A 24,052-nucleotide genomic window follows, 5' to 3' on the forward strand; every position below is an offset into this window, starting at 1 on the left:
TCGGGCGTACGGAGCGTCAATCGAGGCGGGGCGCCGTGTGGGGGCCAGCAATACAACGACATAGTCAGGCGGCGGAGGTTCGGGGCTTGTCGGATGATTGGGAGCGCCCTTCTCCCCTTGCGGGAGAAGGTGGCGGCCGAAGGCCGTCGGATGAGGGGTCTCTCAGACTTGAGACGCCTCCGCCCGGCCTGTCCGCCGCTCGCTGTGTTGAGTTCTGAGAGACCCCTCACCCGACCTGCTTCGCAGGCCACCCTCTCCCGCAAGGGGAGAGGGAACGGGTTGGCGATCTCTCGCGCGATTGCGCAGAGCTTGTGGAGAGGGCGCGGGGCGTCCGGGCCTCGCCCGGAGCTGTGAGTTTGAATACCGTTTCGACGAAGCTGGACGCCCCGCGCGATCGTTGTGCCTCAGGCCGGGGCGCGCGGGCCTCTTCCGCCCTTCACCCCTTCCCCACGCAAGGCTCCCCCGTTCATGCGGCCAGAAGTGCGTCAGGGCGCGAACCCTTGGACGGGCGGGAGCCTATTGGGCAGACCCCCGATGGATGGGTTTACGTCCCCCATCCTCCTTTAAGCCTTCAGGCCCGGCTCTCGCCGCTCCTTCAGCCCCGCTCGATCGCATCACCGCCGCACGCTTCGGGCCGGATCCTTGCGCCCTCTCCCTGCGACGGGACGGGTCCATTATGCAGCGGGTTTCAGCGCGTCTGATCCAGAGCGGTGAGAAAGTTGTAAGCGGCTGGATTGGTTGGGGTCTTTGGCGAGATCGCCGGGGATAGACGGCGCTCTATCCCCGTCAGCGTTCCTTCTCCCCTTGCGGGAGAAGGTGGCGGCCGAAGGCCGTCGGATGAGGGGTCTCTCAGATGGGAGACGCTTCGCCCGGCCTAACCACTGTACGCGGCTTTGAGGTCTGAGAGACCCCTCACCCGACCTCGCTCCGCGAGGCCACCCTCTCCCGCAAGGGGAGAGGGATCAGGTTGCCGGCGCGCGTCTGGAAATCGCAGCGCGGGTGTCGTCCTGGGCCAGGCCAACGAGGCGTTCCATGGCCTGTCGGGCCTGGTCGGCGCGGCCGGCGGCGATGGCGTCGAAGACCTTCCAGTGGTCGGGAATCGGGTCGCGGGCCAGTTCGCGGTCGCGCTGCTTGAAGATGGTGGTCCAGCGCACGGCCGCGCCGATGCTGCTGGACAGGGTGCGCAGCGGTTCGTTGCTGGTGGCCTCGAGCACGGTGTCGTGGAAGTCGCGGTCGGCGGCCCGGCCCGCTTCGGTGGCCAGGGTGTGCTGCTGCATCTGGATCAGCGCCGTGCGCATGCGCTCCAGCTGGTCCTCGTCGCGGCGCTCGGCGGCCAGGGCGGCGGCGGCCGGCTCGACGATCATCCGCAGCTCATGCAGGCCGGTGAGGAACTCCTCGCTGGGCTCGGCCTCGAAGAACCAGGCCAGGACCTCGGGATCCAGCAGGCTCCAGCGCGAACGCGGGCTGACCCGGGTGCCGGCCTTGGGGCGGCTCTCGACCAGGCCCTTGGCGGCCAGGATGCGGATGGCCTCGCGATAGGCGCTGCGCGAGACGTGTAGCTGGACGCTGGCGTCGATCTCGTTGTTGAGCACGTCGCCCGGCTGGTACTGGCCCGAGACGATGGCGATTCCCAGGGTGCGCGCGATCGACCCGTGGATCCGGCCGGAGAACCCCTCCTCGCGCTCGAACTCGCCGTCCGCGCCCGAACCCTTCGCCTTGCCCACGCCGCCTCCGCTGTCGCCAAACGGCGTCGCCGCCGGTGATGCGGACGACTCTAGCGAGACTAATTGTCTGACGACAAGGAAATTCACCTCAAGGCGAACATTCAGGCGCCGGGACCCCGCCTGGTAAAAGTATGATAAATCAGGTGATAGAACGGTTGGCGACCGATCCGAAGCCCCCTCGCCGGCCGCTCGGCGGACGGTTCGAAGCCCATATATCCGGGTTTGACTTGCCCGCCGCGATCGCTATTTGTCTGACTAATTACAAACGAGAGGATCGACCATGCCCTTGCGGTTCGTGCAGCTGAAGACGCCCGACGGCGCCCGCGCCCTCGCGGCGATCGACGACACGGGCGCGGCCCGCAAGGTCGGTGCCGCCGACACGCTCTACGCCCTGGCCCAGCTGGCCGTCGACAAGGGCGTCAGCCTGGCCGACGCGGCCGCGCCGCTGGGCGAGGCGGTCGACGTCGCCGCCGCCCTGGCCGAGGGCCGGGTCCTGGCCCCGATCGATCACGCCGACCCCGCCCACCTGGTGATGACCGGCACCGGCCTGACCCACCTGGGTTCGGCCGAGGGTCGCGACAAGATGCACAAGGCCGCCCAGTCGGGCGAACAGCTGACCGACTCGATGCGGATGTTCCTGATGGGCGTCGAGGGCGGCAAGCCCGCCGACGGCCAGGAAGGCGTGCAGCCGGAATGGTTCTACAAGGGCGACGGCACGCAGCTGGTCGGCCCCGGCCAGGCCCTGACCTCGCCCTCGTTCGCCAAGGACGGCGGCGAGGAGCCCGAGATCGCCGGCGTCTACCTGATCGGTCCCGACGGCACGCCGCACCGCCTGGGCTTCTGCCTGGCCAACGAGTTCTCCGACCACGTGATCGAGCGCGGCAACTATCTGTGGCTGGCCCACTCGAAGCTGCGCCAGGCGGCGCTCGGCCCCGAACTGCTGAGCGGCGAGCTGCCGGCCGACGTGCGCGGCGCGAGCCGGATCGTGCGCGGCGGCGAGACCGTGTGGGAGAAGCCCTTCCTGTCGGGCGAGGCGAACATGTCCCACACCATCGCCAACCTGGAGCACCACCACTTCAAGTACGCGCTGTTCCGCCGCCCGGGCGACGTGCACGTGCACTTCTTCGGCACGGCCACCCTGTCGTTCTCGGAAGGCTTCCAGACGCAACTGGGCGACGTGTTCGAGATCGAGGCCGCGCCGTTCACCCTGCCGGTGCGCAACCCGCTGGCCCAGGACGCGGCGCCGGCCGAAGTCACCGTGACGGTGAAGGCGCTCTAAGCGTCTTCCCTACCAGCCGAAAGCAAGAAGGCCTCGCCCCCTGCGGTGCGAGGCCTTTTCGTTTGGCGCGAAAGGAGGGAGCGGCGAACCGCTCCCCTCCCCGACCTTACTCAGCAGCCGTCGCCGGCTCGCCTTCGAGGGCCACAGGCGCCTCCTCGGCGGTGACCCGGCTGCCCCACAGGGCGTAGAACAGCACGTAGAGCTCGCAGATGGCGGTGACCAGGAACGAGATCTGCAGGCCGTAGGTGTCGGCGATCTTGCCCTGGACGATGACCAGGGCGCCGCCGGCGATGGCCATGACCAGCAGGCCCGAGCCTTCCTCGGTCAGCGCGCCCAGGCCCTTGATGCCGAGGGTGAAGATGGTCGGGAACATGATCGAGTGGAACAGGCCCACGGCGATCAGGCTCCACATGGCGGTCGGGCCGCTGGAGAAGGTGGTGATGATCATCACCACGAAGGCCAGGCTCGAGAAGATCGCCAGCACCTTGGCCGGATCGACCTTGCGCATCCAGACGCTGCCGATAAAGCGGCCGACCATCATCCCGCCCCAGAGCAGGAAGAGGTAGCGCGAGGCCTCGGTGTGGGTCAGGCCGCCGATCTTCGGATCGGAGACGAAGTTGATGAAGAGGTTCGACACGCCGATCTCGGCGATCAGGTAGATGAAGATGGCCGGGATGCCGAGCACCAGGTTGCGGTGTTTCCACAGCGAGTGGCTCTTGCGCTCGCTGACGGCGGCGCGGCGGGTGGCGCCGCCCAGGTCCGGCAGCTTGTAGCGGGCGATGACCACGGCCAGGGCGACCAGCACGACGGCGACGATGAAGTAGGGCAGCTGCACCGACTGGGCGTCGGCCAGGCGCTCGGCCTGGGTCAGCACCTTGCCGGCCTCGGCGTTGCCCGAGGCGCTGCGGCTGAGGATCAGGTAGCCGCCGAACAGCGGGGCGAGCGTGGTGCCCAGCGAGTTGAAGGCCTGCACCAGGTTGAGGCGCGAGGAGGCCGTCTCCGGCGGGCCGACCACGGCCACATAGGGGTTGGCGGCGACCTGCAGCAGGGTGATGCCCGAAGCGACGATGAACAGAGCGGTCAGCACCACGCCGTAGGACGGGATGCGGGCGGCCGGGATCATCAGCAGGGCCCCGAAGGCCATGATCAGCAGGCCGGTGACCATCGACTTCTTGTAGCCGATCTTCTCGATCAGCTTGGCCGAGGGGATGGAGGCGAAGAAGTAGGCGATGAACCACACCGACTCGATCAGGGTCGTCTGGGTGTAGTTGAGGTCGAACACCGAGCGCAGGTGCGGCAGCAGGGTGTTGTTGATGACCGTGATGAAGCCCCACATGAAGAAGAGGCTGGCCAGCAGGGTCAGCGCGGAGCGCTGAGCGCGGGGGTCGCCCACGCTAGCCGCGCCGGCTCCTGCAGACGTGGTGATCGGTGCGGGCATTCCCGGGTCTCCCGTTGGCGAAGGGCGACGTCTTGACGTTGCGCCCTAGTTTTTTGTCTGAGTATATGGCGGCCTAATGGCCGTCAACGCCGACAGAGCGCGGCGGGCCCGATCCGGAGAGGAAACTGATGAAGACCTGGCACCACGTCCTGCCGAGCCTTGCCGTACTCGCCGCCGCCGCGGGTGCGTCGGTAGCTCTCCCCCAGGCTTCCTGGGCGGCCGAGATCAGCCGCAAGTCCTTCGGCCAAACCCCTGACGGCCAGGCCGTCGAGGCGATTACCCTGACCAACGCCAAGGGCGTGTCGGCGACCGTCATCACCTATGGCGCGACCCTGCAGTCGCTGGTCGCCCCCGACCGCGCCGGCAAGAAGGCCGACATCGTGCTCGGCTACAAGGACGCGGCCGAATATGTGAAGACGGCCAACTACTTCGGCGGTTCGGTCGGGCGCTTCGCCAACCGCATCGGCAAGGGCAAGTTCACCCTCGACGGCAAGACCTACCAACTGGCGCTGAACAACAACGGCGTGGCGGCGCTGCACGGCGGCGTGAAGGGCTTCGACAAGGTGGTCTGGACGGTGCGCGACGCCAAGGCCGGCCCGACCGCCTCGGTGACCTTCGAGCATGTCAGCCCGGACGGCGAGGAAGGCTATCCCGGCACGCTGACCGCCACGGCGACCTATGCGCTGGACGAGAACAACCAGCTGACGATCACCTACGGCGCCACGACCGACAAGCCGACCATCGTCAACATCACCAACCACGCCCTGTTCAACGTCGCCGGCGAAGGCGCGTCGGAAGGCGCGATGGGCAACGTGCTGACCATCGCCGCAGACGGCTATTCGCCGGTGGACGGCGAGCTGATCCCGACGGGCGTGACCACGCCGGTGGCCGGCACGGTGTTCGACTTCCGCAAGCCGACGGCGGTGGGCGATCGCATTCGTGACGCCAGCGACGCCCAGATCGTCGCCGGCCGCGGCTACGACCACAACTACGTGCTGACCGGCAAGGCGGGCGGGGCTCTGCGCCTGGGCGCGCGGCTGGCCGACCCGAAGAGCGGCCGCGTGCTGGAGATCCTGACCGACCAGCCGGGCATCCAGTTCTACGCCGGCAACTTCATCGACGGCACGACCGTGGGCAAGAGCGGCAAGATCTATCGCCAGGGCGACGGCATCGCGCTGGAGCCGCAGCACTTCCCCGACGCGCCCAACAAGCCGCAGTTCGCGCCGGTGCGGCTGGATCCGGGCCAAACCTACAAGAACGTGATGGTCTTCCGCCTGACGACGCAGAAGTAGGCCGGCGGAAAACGAGCAAAAAAAAGCCCGGCGGGTAACCGCCGGGCTTAGTTCATTAGGGAGGAAACGCCCAGGAAGGGCAGAGGCGCTCGCGCCTCACAAGGTTGTAGTTAGCGCTACCAACGGCGAATTCAAGCCTCTTCCCGCAAAAAGTGACGCTTTGTCGCGGAACATGTTCAACGAACGGTATCGGGAACCGTTTTCAGGACGACCTTGCCGGGCGTCAGCCCCGGGGCCGTCGCCGTAACGTTGAGCAAGCCGCCCTGCCCCGCTCCGCGCACCAGGGCCGTGGCTCGTCCCTGCCAGGCCTGGCGAGTCGGCGAGGCGAACGAGGCGTGGTCGATCGGCGCGCCGTTGTCGGCGGCCACGAAGGCCCCGCCGCCCGCGACCTGGAAGGTGATGGCGTCCTGCGCCGAGGGCACGGTCACGCCCTTGGCGTCGACCACCCGGGCGCGGACGATGGCCAGGTCGTCGAAGCCGGTCCCGACCGTGTCGCCCTCCACCGACAGCTCGACGCGGGCCGGCTTGCCGGCGGTGCGCAGCACGTCCTCCAGCTTGACGCCCGGATCGCGGCAGGCCGCCCTCACCTCGCCCGGCGCGAAGGTCACGCTCCACTGGCGCGGCGAGGCGTCGGCGGGCAGCGGCTTGGCGCCCAGCCAGCGGCCGTTGAGCGCGACGTCGACGCTGGCGCAATTGGAATAGACCTCGATGGTCTCGTCGTGCGGCGTGAGATCGGCCGGGGTCCAGTCGTCATAGACCGCGACCTTGGGCTGGGGCGTGGCCACGGCGATCATGGTCGGCAGGGCCGGCGCGGGACCGGCGCCGTCGGATGACGGCGGCGGGGCTGCCGGCATTGCATTGCGCACCACGTGCAGCACGGGCTTTTCGGCCCACCAGGAGGCGCGCTGCAGGCCGATCGGCTTGGCCAGACCCGTGCGGTCGATCAGGCCGGCGGGGTTGTCGATATTGGGCCAGCCGCTGCGGTCGGCCTCGCCCAGATAGTCGATGCCGGTCCAAAGGAACATGCCGGCATAGGCCGGGTAGTCGCGCACGGCGACCCAGGAGGTGCGGGTCTTGCTGTTCTCGGTCCCGACGATGATCCGCGAGGGCTTTTCCTTGTGAGCGGCGATCAGCTCGTTCTCGCGATAGTTCTGGCCGACCACGTCGAGCATGTCGGCGAAGCCGTTCTGGTAGTCGCCGGTCACGTTTGGCCGGAACAGGCCCATGGTCACCGGTCGGGTAGGATCGGTGGCGTGCATGACCGCCAGCAGGCTCTTCAGCGCCGCCTTGGCCTGGACCGGATAGGCGGTGTCGTGGATCTCGTTGCCGGCGCTCCACAGGACGATGCTGGCGTGGTTGCGGTCGCGGCGGACCATGTCGCGGGCGTCGCGCTTGTGCCAGTCGCTGAAGAACAGGTGGTAGTCGCCGGGCGTCTTGGAGACGTTCCACTGGTCGAACAGCTCGTCCATCACCACGAAGCCCATCTCGTCGGTCAGGTCGAGGAAGTCGGGCGACGGCGGGTTGTGGGCGGTGCGGATGGCGTTGACGCCCAGGGCCTTCAGTGCGGTCAGCCGCTGGCGCCAGACGGCCATGGGCACGGCGGCCCCGACCGCCCCGCCGTCCATGTGCACGGCCACGCCCTTGAGCTTGACGTTCCGGCCGTTGAGCCAGAAGCCGCTATCGGCCTTGAAGGCGGCGTCGCGGACGCCGAAGCGCACGGTCTCGGCGTCCAGCCCCTGCCCGCTCTCGCCGATCACGCGGATCTCGGCGCGATAGAGGTTGGGCGTCTCCAGGTCCCAGCGCTTGGGCGCGGCGATGTCGAGCGAGAGCTTGAGGGTCTCGGTGCGGGCCGGATCGATGGCCACGGGCGCGACCTTGCCACGGGCGACCTCGGCGCCGGACGGATCGCGCAGCACGACCTCCAGCCCGGCCTTGGCGGCGTCATGGGCGTCGTTGATCACGTCGACGGCGATGTCGGCGGTGGCGCGGTCGGCGCTGATCTTCGTGACGCTGACGAAGGCCCCGCCCTGCTCGACATGCTGGCCGGCGGTCTCGATCAGCCGCACCTTGCCGTAGACGCCCGAGCCCGCGTACCAGCGCGAGGACGGGGCGTGGTCGGTGTCGGCGCGCACGGCCAGAACGTTCCTCCCATCGGCGCGGATGAAGTCGGTGATGTCGTAGCGCAGGCCGACATAGCCGCTGGGGCGATGGCCCAGGTGGTGGCCGTTGATCCAGACGCCGCTGCGCTCCATGACGCCGTCCAGCTCGACGAAGACGCGGCGGCCGGGCGCCGGCGGCTTGATGTCGAGGGTCTTGCGGTACCAGCCGATCCCGGTGGGCAGGAAGCCGCCCGCCCCGCCGGCGCGGGCCTTGATGTCGAACGGGCCGGTGATGGCCCAGTCGTGCGGCACCGAGACCTTGGCCCAGGCGCCGTCGTCGAAGGCGGCCGTCTCGGCGCCCTCGGGGTCGCCTTGGAAGAAGGTCCAGCCGTCGGCCAGCGGCGTCGTCACCCGGTCTGCGGCCTGGGCGGAGGCTAAGGCCGGCAGCGCCGCGAGGCCGAGCGCGGCGGCCAGGACAAGGCGCGAGACGCCGCGCAGCGAAGGGTGAGCCATCGTTTTCTCCCTGGGGCCGCGCATCAAGGCGTGTCCCATATTTTGATATTTTATGTCATTTTATGAACTTTCCGCGCGAGCGCCAGCCCTCGTCACACTTCGTCGCAAAACGGTGTCGCGACGCCCTCGAACCTTTCGGCTAGGGCGGCGTTTGGCCGGGCGAGTTCGCGTACGGAGGGGGCGACATGTCTGGATTGGTCGATGTCGTGCCGTGCGAAGACGGCTGGTGCGTGCGGGTTCACGACACCGGCGAGGTGCTTCGCTTCACCGGCGGCGGCGAGGCCGAACGCCGCGCGCGACGGCTGGCGGCGGAGTCCGAGCGGCCGGTCGAGGTGCGGATCCACGATCGCGGCGGACGGCTGGTCGGGCGGTGGATGACGGACGGGGCGGCGGCTTAAGGCCAAAACCCTCTCTCTTTGAGAGAGGGAGGGGCCCGCCGCGCAGCGGTGGGAGGGTGAGAGGTAACAAACTCTCCGAAAAAGGCGCCGTGACGCCCCTATCGGTCGTAACGCCGAGGTTTGGCGCGAACCCGCAACATCGGCTCGAGCATCGAACTCAGAAAACCAAGCAGTTGAAAGCAAGGGTTTTACCGGTGGACGGTGAAACCTCTCACCCTCCCACGCCTTCGGCGCGGGCCCCTCCCTCTCTCTATGAGAGAGGGGTCGTTCCTAGGCTTCAGAGCGCGCCACCACGACGGCCTGGGCAACGCGGCGCGAGGCGGTCAGGCGCCAGGCGACGACGACACCGACCACGGTCAGGGCGACGCCGGCGGCGATGGCCAGGCCCAATTCAAGGCTGACGCCCGACAGGCTGCGGGCGGCCAGATAGCCCGGGGCCAGCAGGCTGGCGATCCAGACCACGGCCGACAGCAGGTTGGCGGTCTGGAAGGTCCAGGACTTCATCTGCAGGATGCCGGCCATGATCGGCACGAAGGCGCGCAGCGGGCCGAAGAAGCGGCCGATGAAGATCGAGGCCACGCCGTAGCGGCGGGCGAACAGGCGCGTTCGGGCGATGGTGCGGCGGTTGGCGCGGAAGACCGGGGCGCGCAGGGCGCGCGGACCCAGGCGCCGGCCCAGGCCGTAGGACACCGCGTCGCCCAGCACCGCGCCGAGCGTGCACCAGGCCAGGACTTCGAACGGATCGAGCACGCCGCCGCCGATCAGGGTGCCGGCCAGCAGCATGAGGGCCGTGGCGGGCACGAAGGCGCCGATCAGGACGAGGGATTCGGCGAAGGTCAGGGCGCCAAGGATCACGCCGGCCCAGGCTTGATGCTCAGTGACAAAAGCAGCGACGGTCTTGAGCAGAGTGTCCATGGGGATCCTTCGAGGCCCCCACATGGCGATCAACGCGCTGCGCCGCCAGTGCGCCGCACGCCGCAGCGTCAATTAAACGCGACTGTGCCCCCGGCGCCTCACCAAGGTTGGGTAGCGACTACCCGATATTGGGTAGGGGGAGGCGTTCGAGCGCTACAGCTTGACCATTTCGGCGAACGGCGTCGCCCATGAAGGAGGCTGCTGAAGGCCGTCGGATGAGGGGCCTCTTAGATCGGAGACGCGCCACCCGGCCTGACCGCCGCACGCGGCTTTCAGGTCTGAGAGACCCCTCACCCGACCTGCTTCGCAGGCCACCCTCTCCCGCAAGGGGAGAGGGGTCAGGGGCGGCGACGGAAAATGGAAGGGGTCGCCCCCTTCCCCTAGAACCGCACCCGCACGTTCAGGCCGGCGGCCTGGTTGCTGGTGCGATCGCCGAACTCGGTGGTGTAGTTGAACTTCACCGACACGCGGTCGTCGCCGATCACGTGCAGGTCGACGCCCGCGCGCCAGCCCGACTTGTCGAGCGCGGTGCGGATGTCGGCCGGGTCCGACGACGGGTTGGACCCGATCAGCTGGAACGGCATCTCGATCCGGTCGGTCGAGTTGAAGAGGCCGCCGACGGTGAACGACACCGCCGCCTGGCTCCTGGCCGTCTCCTTCATCACGAAGCCCAGGGTGAGCTCGGGATTGGCCGTGCCGATGACCTGGGTGTGCGAGAGGCCCCGCGCGCCCATGCCGTCGAGCCCGCGCTCCTCAAAGCGCTGCTGGTGCAGGCCGGTGGCCCACACGTTCAGCGCCGGGCGCACGAACAGGCGACCGTTCTCCATGACGTAGGCGAAGCGGGCGTCGGCGCGGACATAGCCGCTTTCCGGGTCGGACTCCGCACGGCCGATGGTGAAGAGCTCGACCAGGCGGGCCGTCTCCATCCATTGCCAGCCGCCCGACAGCGAGAAGGCCATCTCGGCCCCGCCGCTGCGGCGCTTGAAGCCGGCCCCGGCGCTGAGGCCCTGGCCCTGCGACCACGACCGCACGCCGTCGACCTTGACGCGGTCCAGGCGCTCCAGGCCCGCGGCCGCGGCGAACGACCAACCGCCGTCCAGAGACTGCTCGAAGCCGCCGCGCAGGCGCCCGCCCTCGGCCTTGACGCCCAGGGTGTCGAAGTCGCTCTCGCCGTCGGCCGTGGCGCGCTCGATGGTCGCCCAGGAGCACTTGCCGTCGACCTGCAGGGTCGGGTTGGCGCAGCCGAACAGCTGGGCCGAGAAGGCGTTGGACGAGGCCAGCTGGCTGCGCAGCGGGGCCAGGTGCGGCTCGGGGTTCAGGTTCTGGAAGATCTTCGTGTAGGCAGCTTCCTGGCCGGCCTGAAGGTTGCCGATCAGGGCCATCAGGCGGCCGATGCCGCCAGAGTCGCCGACGCTGATCGCCGAGTTCATGTGCCGGCCCAGGGCGCGGCCGTTCACATTGAGGAAGCCCTGGTCGAAGTGGGTGTCGAAGGCCAGCTGCACCGCGCCCGAGGTCGTCTGGATGCGGTAGTCCATCGCCAGGGTGTCGGCGATCTTCAGCCCGTTGTCGGTGACCGAGCCGCCGGCCGCGAACAGGGTGACGGGCTTGGAGTCCTGCAGCCAGGTGAGGATCACGTCGCCCGTGCCGGCCACCACCACGTCGCCGGTGGCGTTGACGCGGTCCGAAGCGTAGGGGCCGAAGGCGACGTCGAAGGCCAGGTGGCCGGTCGAGGTCTGCACATAGTGGCCGTCCAGCGCCACGGTGTTGATCACCCGCGCCCCGTAGAAGGGGTTGGTCGCGGGCGTGCCGATGGCGTCGAGATTGGCGAAGGTCGCCCCGGCCGCCAGGTCGATCGGCGTGCGCGTGGCCGACAGCCCCATCAGGAACTCGCCGGCGTTGGTGAAGGTGGCCGCGCCGCCGGGGACGGCCTGGGCCGAGATCCCCTGCGTCGACAGGCCCGAGGTCGAGACCGCCGACACCGCTAGCGGCCCGGTTCCGGCCGGATCGCGCAGGTCGATGGTCTTGAAGGCCATGAAGGTCGCGGCGGCCTTGTTGTCGAAGGCGTTGGAGCCCTCGCCCAGGTCGATGTCGCCGATGACCACGCCGCGGTTGTCGATGCGCTCGTCGCCGACGCCGCCGACGATGGCCTTGCCCGACACGGCCGAGACCAGACCGGTGTTGGCCAGGGTGTTGGCCGCGCCGCCGCTGAACTGCACGCCGGCGCCGGTTCCCGAGCCGCCGCGCACGAAGTTGTTGGTCGAGACGGCGATGTCGCCCGCCCCGTCCTCGCCCAGGCTCTGGGCGAAGACGGCGGTGGAGCCGGCGCCGGTCGCCAGCACCTGGCCGGCCAGGACGAGGTCGATCGCCCCGCCCTCGCCCGCGCCGCCGGCCGAGCCGGCGAACTTGCCGTCCACCCAACCGCCGCCGCCGCCCAGGCTCTGGGCCACGACGCCGTAGGAGCCCGCGCCCTCGGCGACGATGTCGCCGGTCTGGCGGAAGTCGATATCGCCGCCGTCGCCGACGCCGCCGTCGTTGAGGGTCACGGTCGCGCTCGAAGGCCCGCCGAACACCGCGCCGCCGCCGCCGCCGACCGATTGCAGGAAGACGCCGTGCGAGCCGGCGCCGGCCGTATAGACGGTTCCGGTGTTGACCAGGGCCACGTCGCCGCCGTCGCCGGCCGCGCCGCTGGTTCCGCCCAGGGTGACGCCCAGGCTGGAGACGCCCGAGAGGTGGACCTCGCCGCCGCCCGCGCCGATCGACTGGACCAGCAGGCCGGTGGCGTGGTCGCCCATGGTGGCGACGCCGCCGGTGAAGGCCGCTTCGACGGAGCCGCCGCCCAGGCCCGAGCCGCCGGTCGCGCCGAGGCTGGCCGTGGCCGAGGCGCCCGCGCCCTGGACGGTGAAGCCGGTCGAACCGCCGCCGCCGCCCACGCTCTGCAGGATGGCGCCGAAGGCGTTGTTCGCCGTGGTGACGACCGCCCCGCCCTGGGTGCGGCTGACGTCGCCGCCGGCCGCGTTGGTCTGGTTCTCGCCGCCAAGCGCCAGGGTCACCGCGCCCAGCAGGGCGCCGGCAGGAACCGTGACGTCGCCCGTGGCGCGACCGCCGCCGCCGCCGATCGACTGGACCAGCACGGCCGGCGTGTTGGCGCCGGTGGTGAGGATCTGGCCGGTGTGGGTGCTGTCGATCGCACCGCCGCCGACGTTCGATCCGCCCGAGCCGCCGAGGCCGAGCTCGACCTTCGTGCCGACCGGGGCGTCGACGTTCACTTCGTCGAGCTGCGCCGCCAGCAGCAGGTTCAGGTCGATCGTGCCGCCGCCGCCGCCGATCGACTGGGCGAAGGAGCCGACGCCGTTGTCGCCGGCCGCGCCGAACGTGCCGGTCGAGTTGACGGTGACCTTGCCGCCGGCCGCGCCGGAGGTGTTCTCGGCCCCGGCCTTGGCGACGACCATCGGGTCGACGCGGCCGGTGGAGCCGTCAGGCTTGAGGTAGGGCTGGCCCGGCAGGCCGACGATCCCCGAGAAGTCGAGGGTCAGGGTCCCGCCGCCGCCGTTGATGCTCTCGGCCTTGATGGCCATGGCGCCGTCGCCGAGCACGGTGATGTCGCCCGAGTGGTTGACGGTGACGTCGCCGCCCTGCCCGCCCGAGCCGCCGCCGACCGCGCCGACGACAGCCGCAAGGGCGTTGGAGATGATCAGGCTCTTGGCCTCGCCGGTCAGGCTGAAGGCCATCTGGGCGTCGCCGCCGCCGCCGCCGATGCTCTGGGCGACGATGCCGTGGGCGCGCGCGCCGGTGGTCAGGATCCGGCCGCTGTTGTCGACGGTCACCGAACCGCCGTCGCCGCCGTCGCCGCCGAGACCGCCCAGCGAGACGAGCGGCGAATTGGCCGTGGCCCCGATCAGCAGGTTGGCCGCGATGACGAGGCCGCCGTTGCCGCCGCCGCCGCCGATCGACTGGGCCAGCACGCCGTAGGCGTCGGCGCCCGTGGTCTGGATCAGGCCGGCGTTGTCGACCTTGACCGTCCCGGCCGAATTGCCCGTGCCGCCGATGCCGCCGATGTTGAGGCCGACCGAGGCGCTGTTCTCGGCGCTCTTCAGGGCCGTCAGCGACAGGATGGTCGAGCCATTGCCGCCGCCGCCGCCCAGGCTCTGGGCGAAGACGCCGTAGGCGCGGTCGCCCGAGGTGGCGATCGTGCCGGAATCCTCGATTCCGGCCACGGCGCGGTTGGTCACCGTGACGTCGCCGCCCGTGCCGCCGTCGCCGCCCGAACCGCCGATGTTGAGCACGTAGCGGTGGCTCTGCTTGTCGGCGCCGGTGTAGCCGCCGACCACGTCGATCACGAGGCCGCCGTCGCCGCCGCCTCCGCCGATGCTGTTGGCGCTGACGCCCGCCGCGCCGCGGCCCTCGGTGACGATCAGGCCCTCGTTGAGCACCTGAACCACGCCGCCGGCCCCGCCGGTTCCGCCCGAGCCGCCGATGTTAAGGTCGAAGGAGTCGTTGCTGTTGGTGCCTTGCGCCCGGACCTGGAGGACAGCGCCGCCGATGCCGCCGCCGCCGCCGATCGACTGGGCGCGGACGCCGAAGGAGGCCTCGCCCTGTGTGTAGATCACCCCGGTGTTGGTGACGTCGACCAGGCCGCCGACCGCGCCGTCGCCGCCGGTCCCGCCGACGCTGACCGTGGCGGTGCGGGTGGTCGTGCCCGAGGGCGCGCCGCCGACCTGGAAGGCGATGGTGCGGGCCATGCCGCCCAGGCCGCCGCCGCCGCCGATCGCCTGGGCCAGGATCCCGTCGGAACGTGCGCCCTCGGTGACGATGGTCGCGGCGTTGTCGACTTCGACAGATCCCGAGATCGCGCCGACGCCGCCGGCCCCGCCGACCGCGACCGCTGCGGCCGCCGAGGCGCGGACGATGGTGTTGGACGCGCCGCCGCCGACGCCGCCGCCGCCGCCCAGGCTCTGGGCGAAGATGCCGCGGGAGTCGTCGCCGCGGGTGGTCAGATCACCCTCGGCCGTGACCGAGACGTCGCCGCCCTCCGCGCCGAGGCCGCCGTCGAGGCCGACGCTGAGCGAGCCGCCGAAGGACTCGGCGTTGTCGCCCTGGCCGCGGGTGCCGGTGACGCTGACCGTGGTGGCGCTGGAGGCGCCGCCGCCGCCGCCCACCGACTGGGCGAAGATCGCCGAGGACTCGTTCCCGGTCGTGTCGATCGTCCCCTTCGAGGCCACGTCGACCTTGCCGCCGACGCCGCCCGAGCCGCCCAGGCGGCCGATGGTGATGTTGATCTCGTTGCGGTTCAGCGGGCCCATGGCCATGTCGAGGCCGGTGTTGCCGCCACCGCCGCCGATCGACTGGGCGCGCAGGCCCACCGAGTCGTCGCCCAGGGTGACGATGGTCCCGACATGGTCGACCGTGACGTCGCCGCCGTCGCCGGCCGCGCCGGTGGCGCCGCCGATGGCCATGTTCAGGGCGTTGGCGTCCTTGAGCACGCCCGCGCCGATGTTGAAATTGCCCGAACCGCCGCCGCCGCCGACCGACTGGGCCATCAGGCCGTCGCTGTGGGCGCCGTCGGTGACGATATTGCCGTTGTGGGTGACGTCGACCGTGTCGCCCGAACCCGCGCCGGCTCCGTCGCCGCCGATGGTGATGATCGCCGCGATCGGGTTCTCGGCCTTGTTGGCCACGGTGGCGGCGATGGTGAAGTTCATCCCCGCCGTGCCGCCGCCGCCGCCGATGCTCTGGGCGATCAGGCCGTCGGAATCGTCGCCGAAGGTGCGGATCAGGTGCGGATCGGCCGAGCCGTCGTCGGCATAGCCGCGCACGACCGTGACCGCCCCGGCGTTCCCGCCCGAACCGCCCGAACCGCCGACCCCGACCGCGATCGGGTTGCCGAACGGGGCGATCGCGCCGGTGGCGCTGATGCCGCCCACGCCGCCGCCGCCGCCGATCGACTGCACCAGCACGCCCTTGGCGCCGCCGGTGAAGGTCACGGCTTCCAGGCGATCCTCGCCGGCCGCCGGATTGGCCTTCAGCTGGGCGTTGACGATGACGTCGCCGACGCTGGTCAGCGAGACGTCGCCCGCGTCGGCGCCCGTCCCGCCCTGGCCGCCGATGCCGACCGCGACCGAATAGCCGTTCGACGACGAGGTCGATTTGCCGAGATTGACGTCGGCCGCGACGTTGAGGCCGCCCGAACCGCCGCCGCCGGCGACGCTCTGGACCAGGATGCCGATGGCGTCGACGCCCTCTACCCAGACCTGGCCGTCCTGGGCGACGGTGACGTCGCCGCTGGCGTTGCCGGCGCCGCCCGAACCGCCCAGGCCGAACACCACCGAGGGCTCCGAGCCCGAGGTGTTCGCGCTGATCCCGCCGGAGATGTTGATGCCGCCCGCGCCGCCGCCGCCGCCGATCGACTGGACCATCAGGCCGCGCGAGCGATCGCCGGCCGCGAACAGGTTGGCGGTGACGTCGGCCGTGACGTCCTTGCCCAGGCCGCCGTCGCCGCCGAAGCCGCCGATCCCGACGGTCAGCTGGCCGTCGAGCGCGACGCCGCCGGAGACGTTGATCGCGCCTGCGCCGCCGCCGCCGCCGATCGATTGCGCGACCGCGGCGTAGCGGTCGTCGCCCACGGCCGTGACCTGCACGTAGTCGGCGCTCGGGCCGGCGATGGTCAGGTCGACCTTGCCGGCGTCGCCGCCCGCGCCGCCGAAGCCGCCGACGCCCAGCGAGATCGCCCGGCTGGCCGAAGACCCGCCCGGCGTGGTCAGGGACAGCTGGCCGGTGACGTTGAGGCCGCCGGAACCCCCGCCGCCGCCCACGCTCTGGGCCACGACGCCGTTGGAGCCGTTGAGGCGCGTACGGTCGGCGGGAATGGTGAATTCCAGCCCGAACAGCGGGATTTCGATCGTCAGCTCGGGCGTGGTGATGTCGGATTCCAGGCCCTGCGCCCAGACATTGCCCGTGACGCTGGCGGTCACGTCTCCGGCGTCGCCGCCGTCGCCGCCGAAGCCGCCCAGGCCAAAGCCGAAGCTGCCGGCCGTGCCCTTGGTGGTGGCCGACAGGCCGCCGGAGACGTTGATCCCGCCCTGGCCGCCGCCGCCGGCGATGCTCTGGGCGATAACGCCGTCGGAATTGGCGCCGTCGGTGATGGTGTCGCCAACGCGGGTCAGGGTCACCGCGCCGGAATCGCCGCCCGAACCGCCGAAGCCGCCGATGCCGACCGAACCCGTGCCGGCCGTGCCGGCGCTGACCGCGACCGAGGCCGAGACGTTGAGCCCGCCCGAGCCGCCGCCGCCTCCGATCGACTGGGCCACGACGCCGTCGGCCTCGTCGCCCGAGGTCTGGTAGCGGCCGGTGACCGCACCAGTGACCGCCTTGGCGTCGCCGCCGCCGCCGCCGAAGCCGCCGACGCCCAGACCGATGGAGACCGCCGCGTTGCTGCTGGCCGACAGAGCGACCGAACCGGTGACGTTCATGCCGCCGTTGCCGCCGCCGCCGCCCAGGCTCTGCAGCATGGCGCCGAACGAGTTGTCACCGACCGTGGTGACGTCGCCGGTCAGCACCCCGTCGACCGTGCTGGCGTTGCCGCCGCCGCCGCCAAAGCCGCCGAGGCCAAAGCCGATCGCGCCGTTGGTCCCGGCCGAGGCGCTGACCGTTCCGGTGATGTTGAAGCCGCCCGAGCCGCCCGAGCCGCCCACGCTTTGCAGCAGCGCGCCGTGGGCGTCGGCACCCTTGGTGCTGATGTCTCCGGTCAAGGTGGCGTTCACGAGACCCGCGTCGCCGCCGTCGCCGCCGAAGCCGCCGACCCCGACGCCCAGGGTGCCCGTGCCGCCGCCGCTGGCGGCCAGGCTGATCCCGCCGGTGATGTTGAAGCCGCCCGAGCCGCCGCCGCCGCCCAGGCTCTGATAGCTGGCCCCGAAGGCGCGGTCGCCCTCGGTCACGATGTCGCCCGTGACGCCGCCGGTGACGTCGCCGGCGTTGCCGCCCGCGCCGCCGTAGCCGCCCACGCCGACCAGGATGTTGCCGGCAACGCTCTTGGAGGCCGAGATGCCGCCGGTGACGTTGAAACCGCCCGAGCCGCCGCCGCCGCCCACGCTCTGGACCAGCACGGCCGAGGCGTCGGCGCCCTTGGTGCCGACGTCGCCGGTGACCTTGCCCAGCACCGACGAGGCGTTCCCGCCGTCGCCGCCGCCGCCGCCGATGCCGACGCCGATATTGCCCGCGCCGCTCTTGGCGGCCGACAGCCCGCCGGCGATCGAGAAGCCGCCGCTGCCGCCGCCGCCGCCCACGCTCTGGGCGACGATGGCGCGGGCGCCCTCGCCTTCCGTCACCGCCGCGATCAGGTCGCCCAGCGGATCGGCCACGCCTTCGTTGACGCGCAGTTCGACCACGCCGGCGTCGCCGCCGCCGCCGCCCGCGCCGCCCACGGCCACGCTGATCGTGCCGGCGCCGTTGCCCGACAGCGCGATGCCCGCGCCGATCGACAGGCCGCCCGAACCGCCGCCGCCGCCCACGCTCTGGGCGATGATCGCATCGCTGCGCGCGCCCTTCGTGCCGGTCGCACCGGTGACGTCGAGGGTCACCTTTCCCGCATCGCCGCCGTCGCCGCCGGCCCCGCCGATGCCGACGCTGACCGCCCCGGCCACCGAGCCGGCGCCGCCGATCGAGCCGGAGACGTTGAAGCCGCCACTGCCGCCGCCGCCGCCGATGCTCTGGGCCACGACGCCGTCGGAATCCGCTTTCTCGGTCAGGACGTCGCCGGTCATGGTCGCCACGACCACGCCGCCGGCGCCGCCGCCGCCGCCCGCGCCGCCGACGCCCACCGAGACGCCCGCGCCCACGGTCTGGGCCACGCCCACCGAGCCGGAGACGTTGAAGCCGCCAGAACCGCCGCCGCCGCCGACGCTCTGTACCAAGAGGCCGCCGGACTGCTCGCCCTTGGTCCAGATGTCGCCGACCACCGTGCCGGTCGCCGCGCCGGCGTTCCCGCCGCCGCCGCCCGAGCCGCCGACGCCCACGGCGACGCCCACGCCGACGGTGCCGCCGCCGCCGATCGAGCCGTTGACGTTGAAGCCGCCGCTGCCGCCGCCGCCGCCGACGCTCTGGACGATGACCGCCGTCGAGCGGTCGCCTTCGGTGGTCACGTCGTCGCCGATGCGGCCCGTGGCCGAGCCGCCGATCCCGCCGTCACCGCCCGTGCCGCCGACGCCGGCCGAGGCGCCGACCCCGGCCGTGCCGGCCACGGCGATCGCGCCCGAGACGTTGTAGCCTCCGCCGCCGCCACCGCCGCCGACCGACTGGATCAGCGCGCCGATGGCGTCGTCGCCCTCGGTGGCGATCGTGCCGTCGAAATCGACATCGACCGTGCCGCCGTCGCCGCCCTTGCCGCCTGACCCGCCGACGCCCACGGCCGCCGAGGCCGAGGCCGCGCCCGCCGCAGCGCCCGCGAAGGCCACGGTGAAGCCGCCGTTGCCGCCGCCGCCGCCGACCGACTGGGCCACCAGACCCGTCGAGAAGTCGCCTTCGGTGACGATCGCGCCGCCCGAGTCGATATCGACCGTGCCGCCCAGGCCGCCGTCGCCGCCCTTGCCGCCCAGCGCCACCGAGAAGGCGGCCGCCGCGGTCTCGCCCGCCGCGAAAGAGAACGACAGGGCGAAACCGCCCGAGCCGCCGCCGCCGCCCACCGACTGGGCGAACAGGCCTTCGGAGTAGTTGCCCGTGGTCAGGATGCGCACGGCGCCGTCGATATCCACGAGGCCGCCGTCACCGCCGGCCCCGCCCTTGCCGCCGACCGCCGCGCTGGCCCCGACGCCGTAGCCGACCGAGACCTGGGCCGCGAAGCCGCCCGAGCCGCCGCCGCCGCCCACGCTCTGGGCGAAGATCCCGCGCGAACGCTCGCCGCCGGTGACGATCAGCGGATCGACATAGGCGGTGGAGCCGCCGGTGGTGATCGCGCTCTGGGTCAGGTCGATGTCGACCGTGCCGCCGTCGCCGCCGACCGAGCCCTCGCCGCCGATGGCCACGCCCGCGAAGGCGCTGATCGAAACGCTGGAGCCGCCGTTGCCGCCGCCGCCGCCGACCGACTGGGCGAAGATGCCGTGGGAGTCGTTGCCGCCGGTGAAGATCTCGCCGCTGTGGGCCACGGTCACCGTGCCCGACGCGCCGCCCGTGCTGCCGCCGCCGCCGATGGTCAGGAAGACGCCGCCGGTGCTGCCGCCGTCGCCGCCGCCGCCGCCGACGCTCTGGGCCTGGATGCCGCTGGAGAGCGCGCCGCCGGTGGTGATCGAGCCGGTGTTGGTGACGGTGACGTCGCCGCCGGCGCTGGCCGCGCCGCCGGTGCCGCCCAGGGTGGCCAGGCCGCCGCCGTCGCCGCCCGAGCCGCCGCCGCCGCCCACCGACTGGGCGAAGATCCCGCGCGCCTTGGCGCCCTTGGTCTCGACCTCGCCGCCGTTGGTGACGCCGACCGTTCCGCCGGCCCCGCCGCCGCCGGCCGTGCCGCCCAGGGCCACGACGCCGCCGGAGCTTGAGCCCGAACCGCCGCCGCCGCCGACCGACTGGGCGAAGATGGCGTCCGAACCGTCCTTGGTGGTCTTGACCGAGCCGTTCGGGCCGGTGGTCACGGTGACCGAGCCGCCCGCGCCGCCGGCCGCGCCTTCGCCGCCGAGGGCGACCAGGCCGCCCGTGCCGGAGGCCGCGCCGCCGCCGCCGCCCACGCTCTGGGCGAAGATCCCGCGCGCATCGAGGCCGTCGGTGGTCACGTCGCCGTCGCTGGAGACCTCGACAGTTCCGCCCTTGCCGCCGGAGCTGCTCTTGCCGCCCAGGGCGACCACGCCGCCGGCCACGCCGGCGCTGCCGCCGCCGCCGCCGACCGACTGGGCGACGATGGCGTGGGAACCCGCGCCCGTCGTGCCGACGATCGCGCCGGTTCCGACCGTGATCTTGGCCAGGCCGGCGTCGCCGCCGGTGCCGCCGTCGGAGCCCAGCGAGACGACGCCGATGCCCAGGCCGCCCGAGCCGCCGCCGCCGCCCACCGACTGGGCGAACAGGGCGTAGGCGCCGTCGCCGCTGGTGGTGGTGCTGGAGCCCGCCGAGGCGGTGATGGTCGCCGAGCCGCCCTTGCCGCCGGCCGCGCCGCTGTCGCCGAAGGTCACCAGGCCGATGGAGTCGCCGGCGCTGCCGCCCGAGCCGCCGATCGACTGGGCCAGCACGCCGTGGGCGTTGCGGCCGGCGGTGTGGACGATCCCGCCCTGGGTCACCGAGACCGCGCCGCCGTCGCCGCCGAACGAGCCGCCGCCGCCGTCGCCGACAATGCCATAGCTGTCGCCGCCGTTGCCTGCCGCGCCGCCCAGACTCTGGGCCAGGATGCCGATCGCGCCTTCCTTGGACGTGGAGATCGTTCCGGTGCTGGTCACCGTGACCGAGCCGCCCTGGCCCGGCGAACCGCCCGAACCGCCGCCGCTGAAGATGTAGCCCGTGCCGCCGTCGCCGCCGACGCCGCTGCGGCTCTGGGCGAAGATGCCGTGCGACTCCACGCCGTCGGTGGTGATGTCGACGCTGGCGTCGAGGGTGATGTTGCCGCCGGCCCCGGCCTTGCCGCCGTGGGCCGCGTCCATGTTGCCATAGGCGTCGCCGCCCTGGCCGCCGTCGCCGCCGACGCTGGAGATGACGATGCCCGGCAGCTTGTCGGACACCACCTCGATGTCGCCGTTGTTGGCCGTGGTGATGGTGTGGCCGAACGAGGGGCCGTCGCCGCCGTCATCGCCCGCGGTGGGGTTGTAGCCGATGGTGGCGCAGCCGATCAGCGGGATGCAGATTTCCAGGCCGCCGCCGTCGTCGCCGTTGGAGCCGTTGCCGCCGTGGCGGGCGTCGGCGAAGGTGTTCACGTCGCCCGAGGCGGTGGGGAACGAATAGCTGCCCGCGCCGGCGCCGGCCGAGCCGGCCGGCGGGGCGCCGGTGACGATGTCGCCCGACTTGTCGGTGACCACGGCCTGCGACTGGGTGGTGCTGGTCCCGACTTCCTTGACCGTGACGCTGATCACGCGGTTGTCGGCGTTCTTGGTGACCGCCGTGACCTCGTAGGACTTGCCGGTCTTGGTGTTGGTGTAGGTGTCGCCGACCGTGGTGGCCAGGAAGATGATGTTGCCGCTGGCGGTGCGGACGGCGGCGGGAGCGATGACCTCGACCACCTGCTCGTTGCTGCCAGTGACGGGGTTCAGCACGGCGTCGCCGACGGCGTAGACCGGCAGCGCGCCCATGAGGGCGACGGCGGCGACCGACGAGCCGGCCAGGTGGACGCCCAGGCCCGCGCTCTCATGCGCGGCGGCGGCCAGCGGGGCCGACAGCACCGCGCCGGCGGTGACGATCATGGCGAGGCGACGCAGGCGCTTGGCGAAGCGCGAGCCGGCGGTGGAGGCCGCGACGGCGACTTCGGGCGCAGTCGGGTCGTCCTTGGCCTGCGAAAGGCGCTCGGCGAGGCGGCCGAGGGCGGCCTTCAGGGCGTGGGCGTCGGGATCGCCGCGCAGCGACAGCGTCTGGACAAGGCCCAGCACCTGGCCCGCGGCCGTGGCCGCTTCGGAGCGCGACAGGCCTTCGGTGTCGATCGCGTGGATAAGCTGGTCGACAAGGACGGCCGCCTGGGCCAGCCGGGAAACGGGTTGCTTCTTGGCCACGATCTGAATCCCCCACGGCGCAGTTCGGTGACTGAATGGTGATATTTGAAACCTCAAGCCAGCGCTTTCTCGTCCCGGTTGACAAAAACCGTAACCAAAACCGCGCGTTCGCCGGGTGGGCGACGAAGGGCGAAGCGGTCTGGAGGAAGGGATCGCGCGTGATCCCGGCCGGCGCGCGGCCGGCCCAATATGAGTAGGCCGGTGTCGAAGCTGTCCCGATCGACGTGATCTTGTAACGCGTTCCCGGCCGCTCCCGGCTCGGCTATAGGGCGAACATGGGTCGCAAGCTCACAGCATGGCGCAGGTTCGGGGCGGCGTTCGCCGCCCTGGTGCTGGCCGTGCTCGCGCTGGGTCCGAGCCTCGAAAGCGCGCTCTGCGCCGACGAAGCTCCGGCGGCGGCCGAAGCGACGGCCTTCCTGCTGGTGTCGGAGACCGACCACGCTGAAGACCATGGACGCACCGACGGCTGCGTGCACGGCCACTGCCATCACGGCGCGCCCTATGCGCCGGAGCCGGCCACCTCGGCCGCGCCTTCGCTGGTCTACGCCGCCGCGCGCCTGACGCCGGGCGAGGACGCGGCCGCGCCGGCCGGCCGGCAGTTCGACCTGATGCGACCGCCCAGGGCCTGACCTCGCCCGCGCCGAAGCGCGCCCGAGAACCGTCAGATCCCTAGGACCTCCCAAGAGGAAATCCATGTCGCCTTCCCTGCGCAGGCCGCTGTCCGCGGTCCTGCTCGGCGCGGCCGTTTACGCGGCTGCTCCACTCGCCGTTCGGCCCGCCGCGGCCGAGCCCGCACCGCCCTACGCCATTCTGCTGGCCCAGGCTCGCGCCGCCTCCCCTCGCCTCGTCGCCGCGCAAGCCGGCGCCGATCAGGCTCGGGGTCTCGCCTTGCAGGCCGCCGTCCGCCCCAATCCCGTGCTCGGCCTGGAGGTCGAGAACCTGGCAGGCTCGGGCCCCTACGGCGGGCTCGACCTGGCCGAGACCACGGCCTCGCTGTCCCAGACCCTGGAGCTGGGCGGCAAGCGCGCCGCGCGGATGGCCGCCGGCCAGGCCGACGTCCGCGCCGCCGAGGCCCGGGCCGACGCCGAGCGCTCCGACTTCGCCGCCGAGCTCGCCCTGGCCTACGCCGAGGCCGAGGCGGCCTTTGCGCGCGTCGCTCAGGCCGAGGAGCAGTGGAAAGCCGCCGAAACCGACGCCCGCGCGGTCGCCGAACTGGTCGCCGCCGGCCGCGAGGCCCAGTTGCGCGGCTTGCAGGCGCGGGCCGAACAGGCCGCCGCCCGTGCCGAGCGCGACGAGGCCCAGGCGAGCGCCGACGCCGCCTTCGCCAAGCTCTCGGCCCTGGCCGGCGTTTCGGCCGTCTATGATGCGGTCGGCGAGAGCCTGCTGGCGCGGCCGGCGAGCGGTCCCAATGCCGCCGAGGCGGAAACGCCGGCTCTCGCCGTGGCCCGGGCCGAGCGCGACGCCGCCGACGCCCGGCGCGCCGTGCAGCGGGGCCTGTCGGTTCCAGACGTCACCGTCTCGGCCGGCCTGCGCCGTCTGGCGGGCGACGACGCCACGGCCCTGGTGGCCGGCATCTCCCTGCCCCTGCCGCTGTTCGACCGCAACCGGGGCGCCCGCGCCGCCGCCGAGGCCGAGCTGACCGCCAGCCAGGCGCGCCTGCGCCAAACGCCACATCGAGCCGTCGCAGCCCATGTGGTCGCGCGCCCCCGGACCGCCGTGCGGGTGGACGACGGTG

At 72.0% G+C, this 24,052-nt stretch carries 10 protein-coding genes; 5 read left to right on the plus strand and 5 right to left on the minus strand.

What is annotated here, in order from left to right; translation table 11 throughout:
- Nucleotides 1–962: 962 nt before the first annotated feature.
- A complete protein-coding gene (locus tag AC1RRS_RS17550; RefSeq protein ID WP_492856232.1) occupies nt 963–1,724 on the minus strand; it encodes a FadR/GntR family transcriptional regulator in 762 nt (253 codons plus the stop codon).
- A 280-nt stretch (nt 1,725–2,004) separates the two neighbouring features.
- Between AC1RRS_RS17550 and araD1 the strand changes: the two genes are divergently transcribed.
- The gene (araD1, locus tag AC1RRS_RS17555) at nt 2,005–3,003 is read left to right on the plus strand and encodes an AraD1 family protein (RefSeq protein WP_492856233.1); all 999 of its coding nucleotides are present in this window, start codon (nt 2,005–2,007) and stop codon (nt 3,001–3,003) included.
- 106 nt (nt 3,004–3,109) lie between these two features.
- Here the strand turns inward: araD1 and AC1RRS_RS17560 are convergent, their stop codons facing one another.
- Nucleotides 3,110–4,441, minus strand: coding sequence for a sugar MFS transporter (locus AC1RRS_RS17560; protein WP_487292401.1), 1,332 nt, complete (start codon nt 4,439–4,441; stop codon nt 3,110–3,112).
- Nucleotides 4,442–4,569: 128 nt separating this feature from the next.
- Between AC1RRS_RS17560 and AC1RRS_RS17565 the strand changes: the two genes are divergently transcribed.
- Nucleotides 4,570–5,733, plus strand: a complete 1,164-nt coding sequence (locus AC1RRS_RS17565; protein ID WP_492856234.1) for an aldose epimerase family protein — start codon at nt 4,570–4,572, stop codon at nt 5,731–5,733.
- 176 nt (nt 5,734–5,909) lie between these two features.
- Here the strand turns inward: AC1RRS_RS17565 and AC1RRS_RS17570 are convergent, their stop codons facing one another.
- Nucleotides 5,910–8,345, minus strand: coding sequence for a glycoside hydrolase family 2 TIM barrel-domain containing protein (locus AC1RRS_RS17570; RefSeq protein ID WP_492856235.1), 2,436 nt, complete (start codon nt 8,343–8,345; stop codon nt 5,910–5,912).
- A gap of 185 nt (nt 8,346–8,530) precedes the next feature.
- Between AC1RRS_RS17570 and AC1RRS_RS17575 the strand changes: the two genes are divergently transcribed.
- Nucleotides 8,531–8,743, plus strand: coding sequence for a DUF2188 domain-containing protein (locus AC1RRS_RS17575; RefSeq protein WP_492856236.1), 213 nt, complete (start codon nt 8,531–8,533; stop codon nt 8,741–8,743).
- 270 nt (nt 8,744–9,013) lie between these two features.
- Here the strand turns inward: AC1RRS_RS17575 and AC1RRS_RS17580 are convergent, their stop codons facing one another.
- Both AC1RRS_RS17580 and AC1RRS_RS17585 read right to left on the minus strand, forming a co-directional pair.
- Complete coding sequence (locus AC1RRS_RS17580) at nt 9,014–9,658, minus strand: DedA family protein (RefSeq protein ID WP_492856237.1); 645 nt, start codon at nt 9,656–9,658, stop codon at nt 9,014–9,016.
- A 380-nt stretch (nt 9,659–10,038) separates the two neighbouring features.
- Nucleotides 10,039–22,317, minus strand: coding sequence for a hypothetical protein (locus tag AC1RRS_RS17585; protein WP_492856238.1), 12,279 nt, complete (start codon nt 22,315–22,317; stop codon nt 10,039–10,041).
- A gap of 275 nt (nt 22,318–22,592) precedes the next feature.
- Here AC1RRS_RS17585 and AC1RRS_RS17590 point away from each other — a divergent pair, with 275 nt between their 5' ends.
- Nucleotides 22,593–22,946, plus strand: coding sequence for a hypothetical protein (locus tag AC1RRS_RS17590; RefSeq protein WP_492856239.1), 354 nt, complete (start codon nt 22,593–22,595; stop codon nt 22,944–22,946).
- 64 nt (nt 22,947–23,010) lie between these two features.
- Nucleotides 23,011–24,052 (plus strand): TolC family protein (locus AC1RRS_RS17595; RefSeq protein ID WP_492856240.1); only part of this gene is annotated, 1,042 nt, incomplete at its 3' end.

The organism is Caulobacter sp. GW821-FHT12A07 (assembly GCF_058807655.1).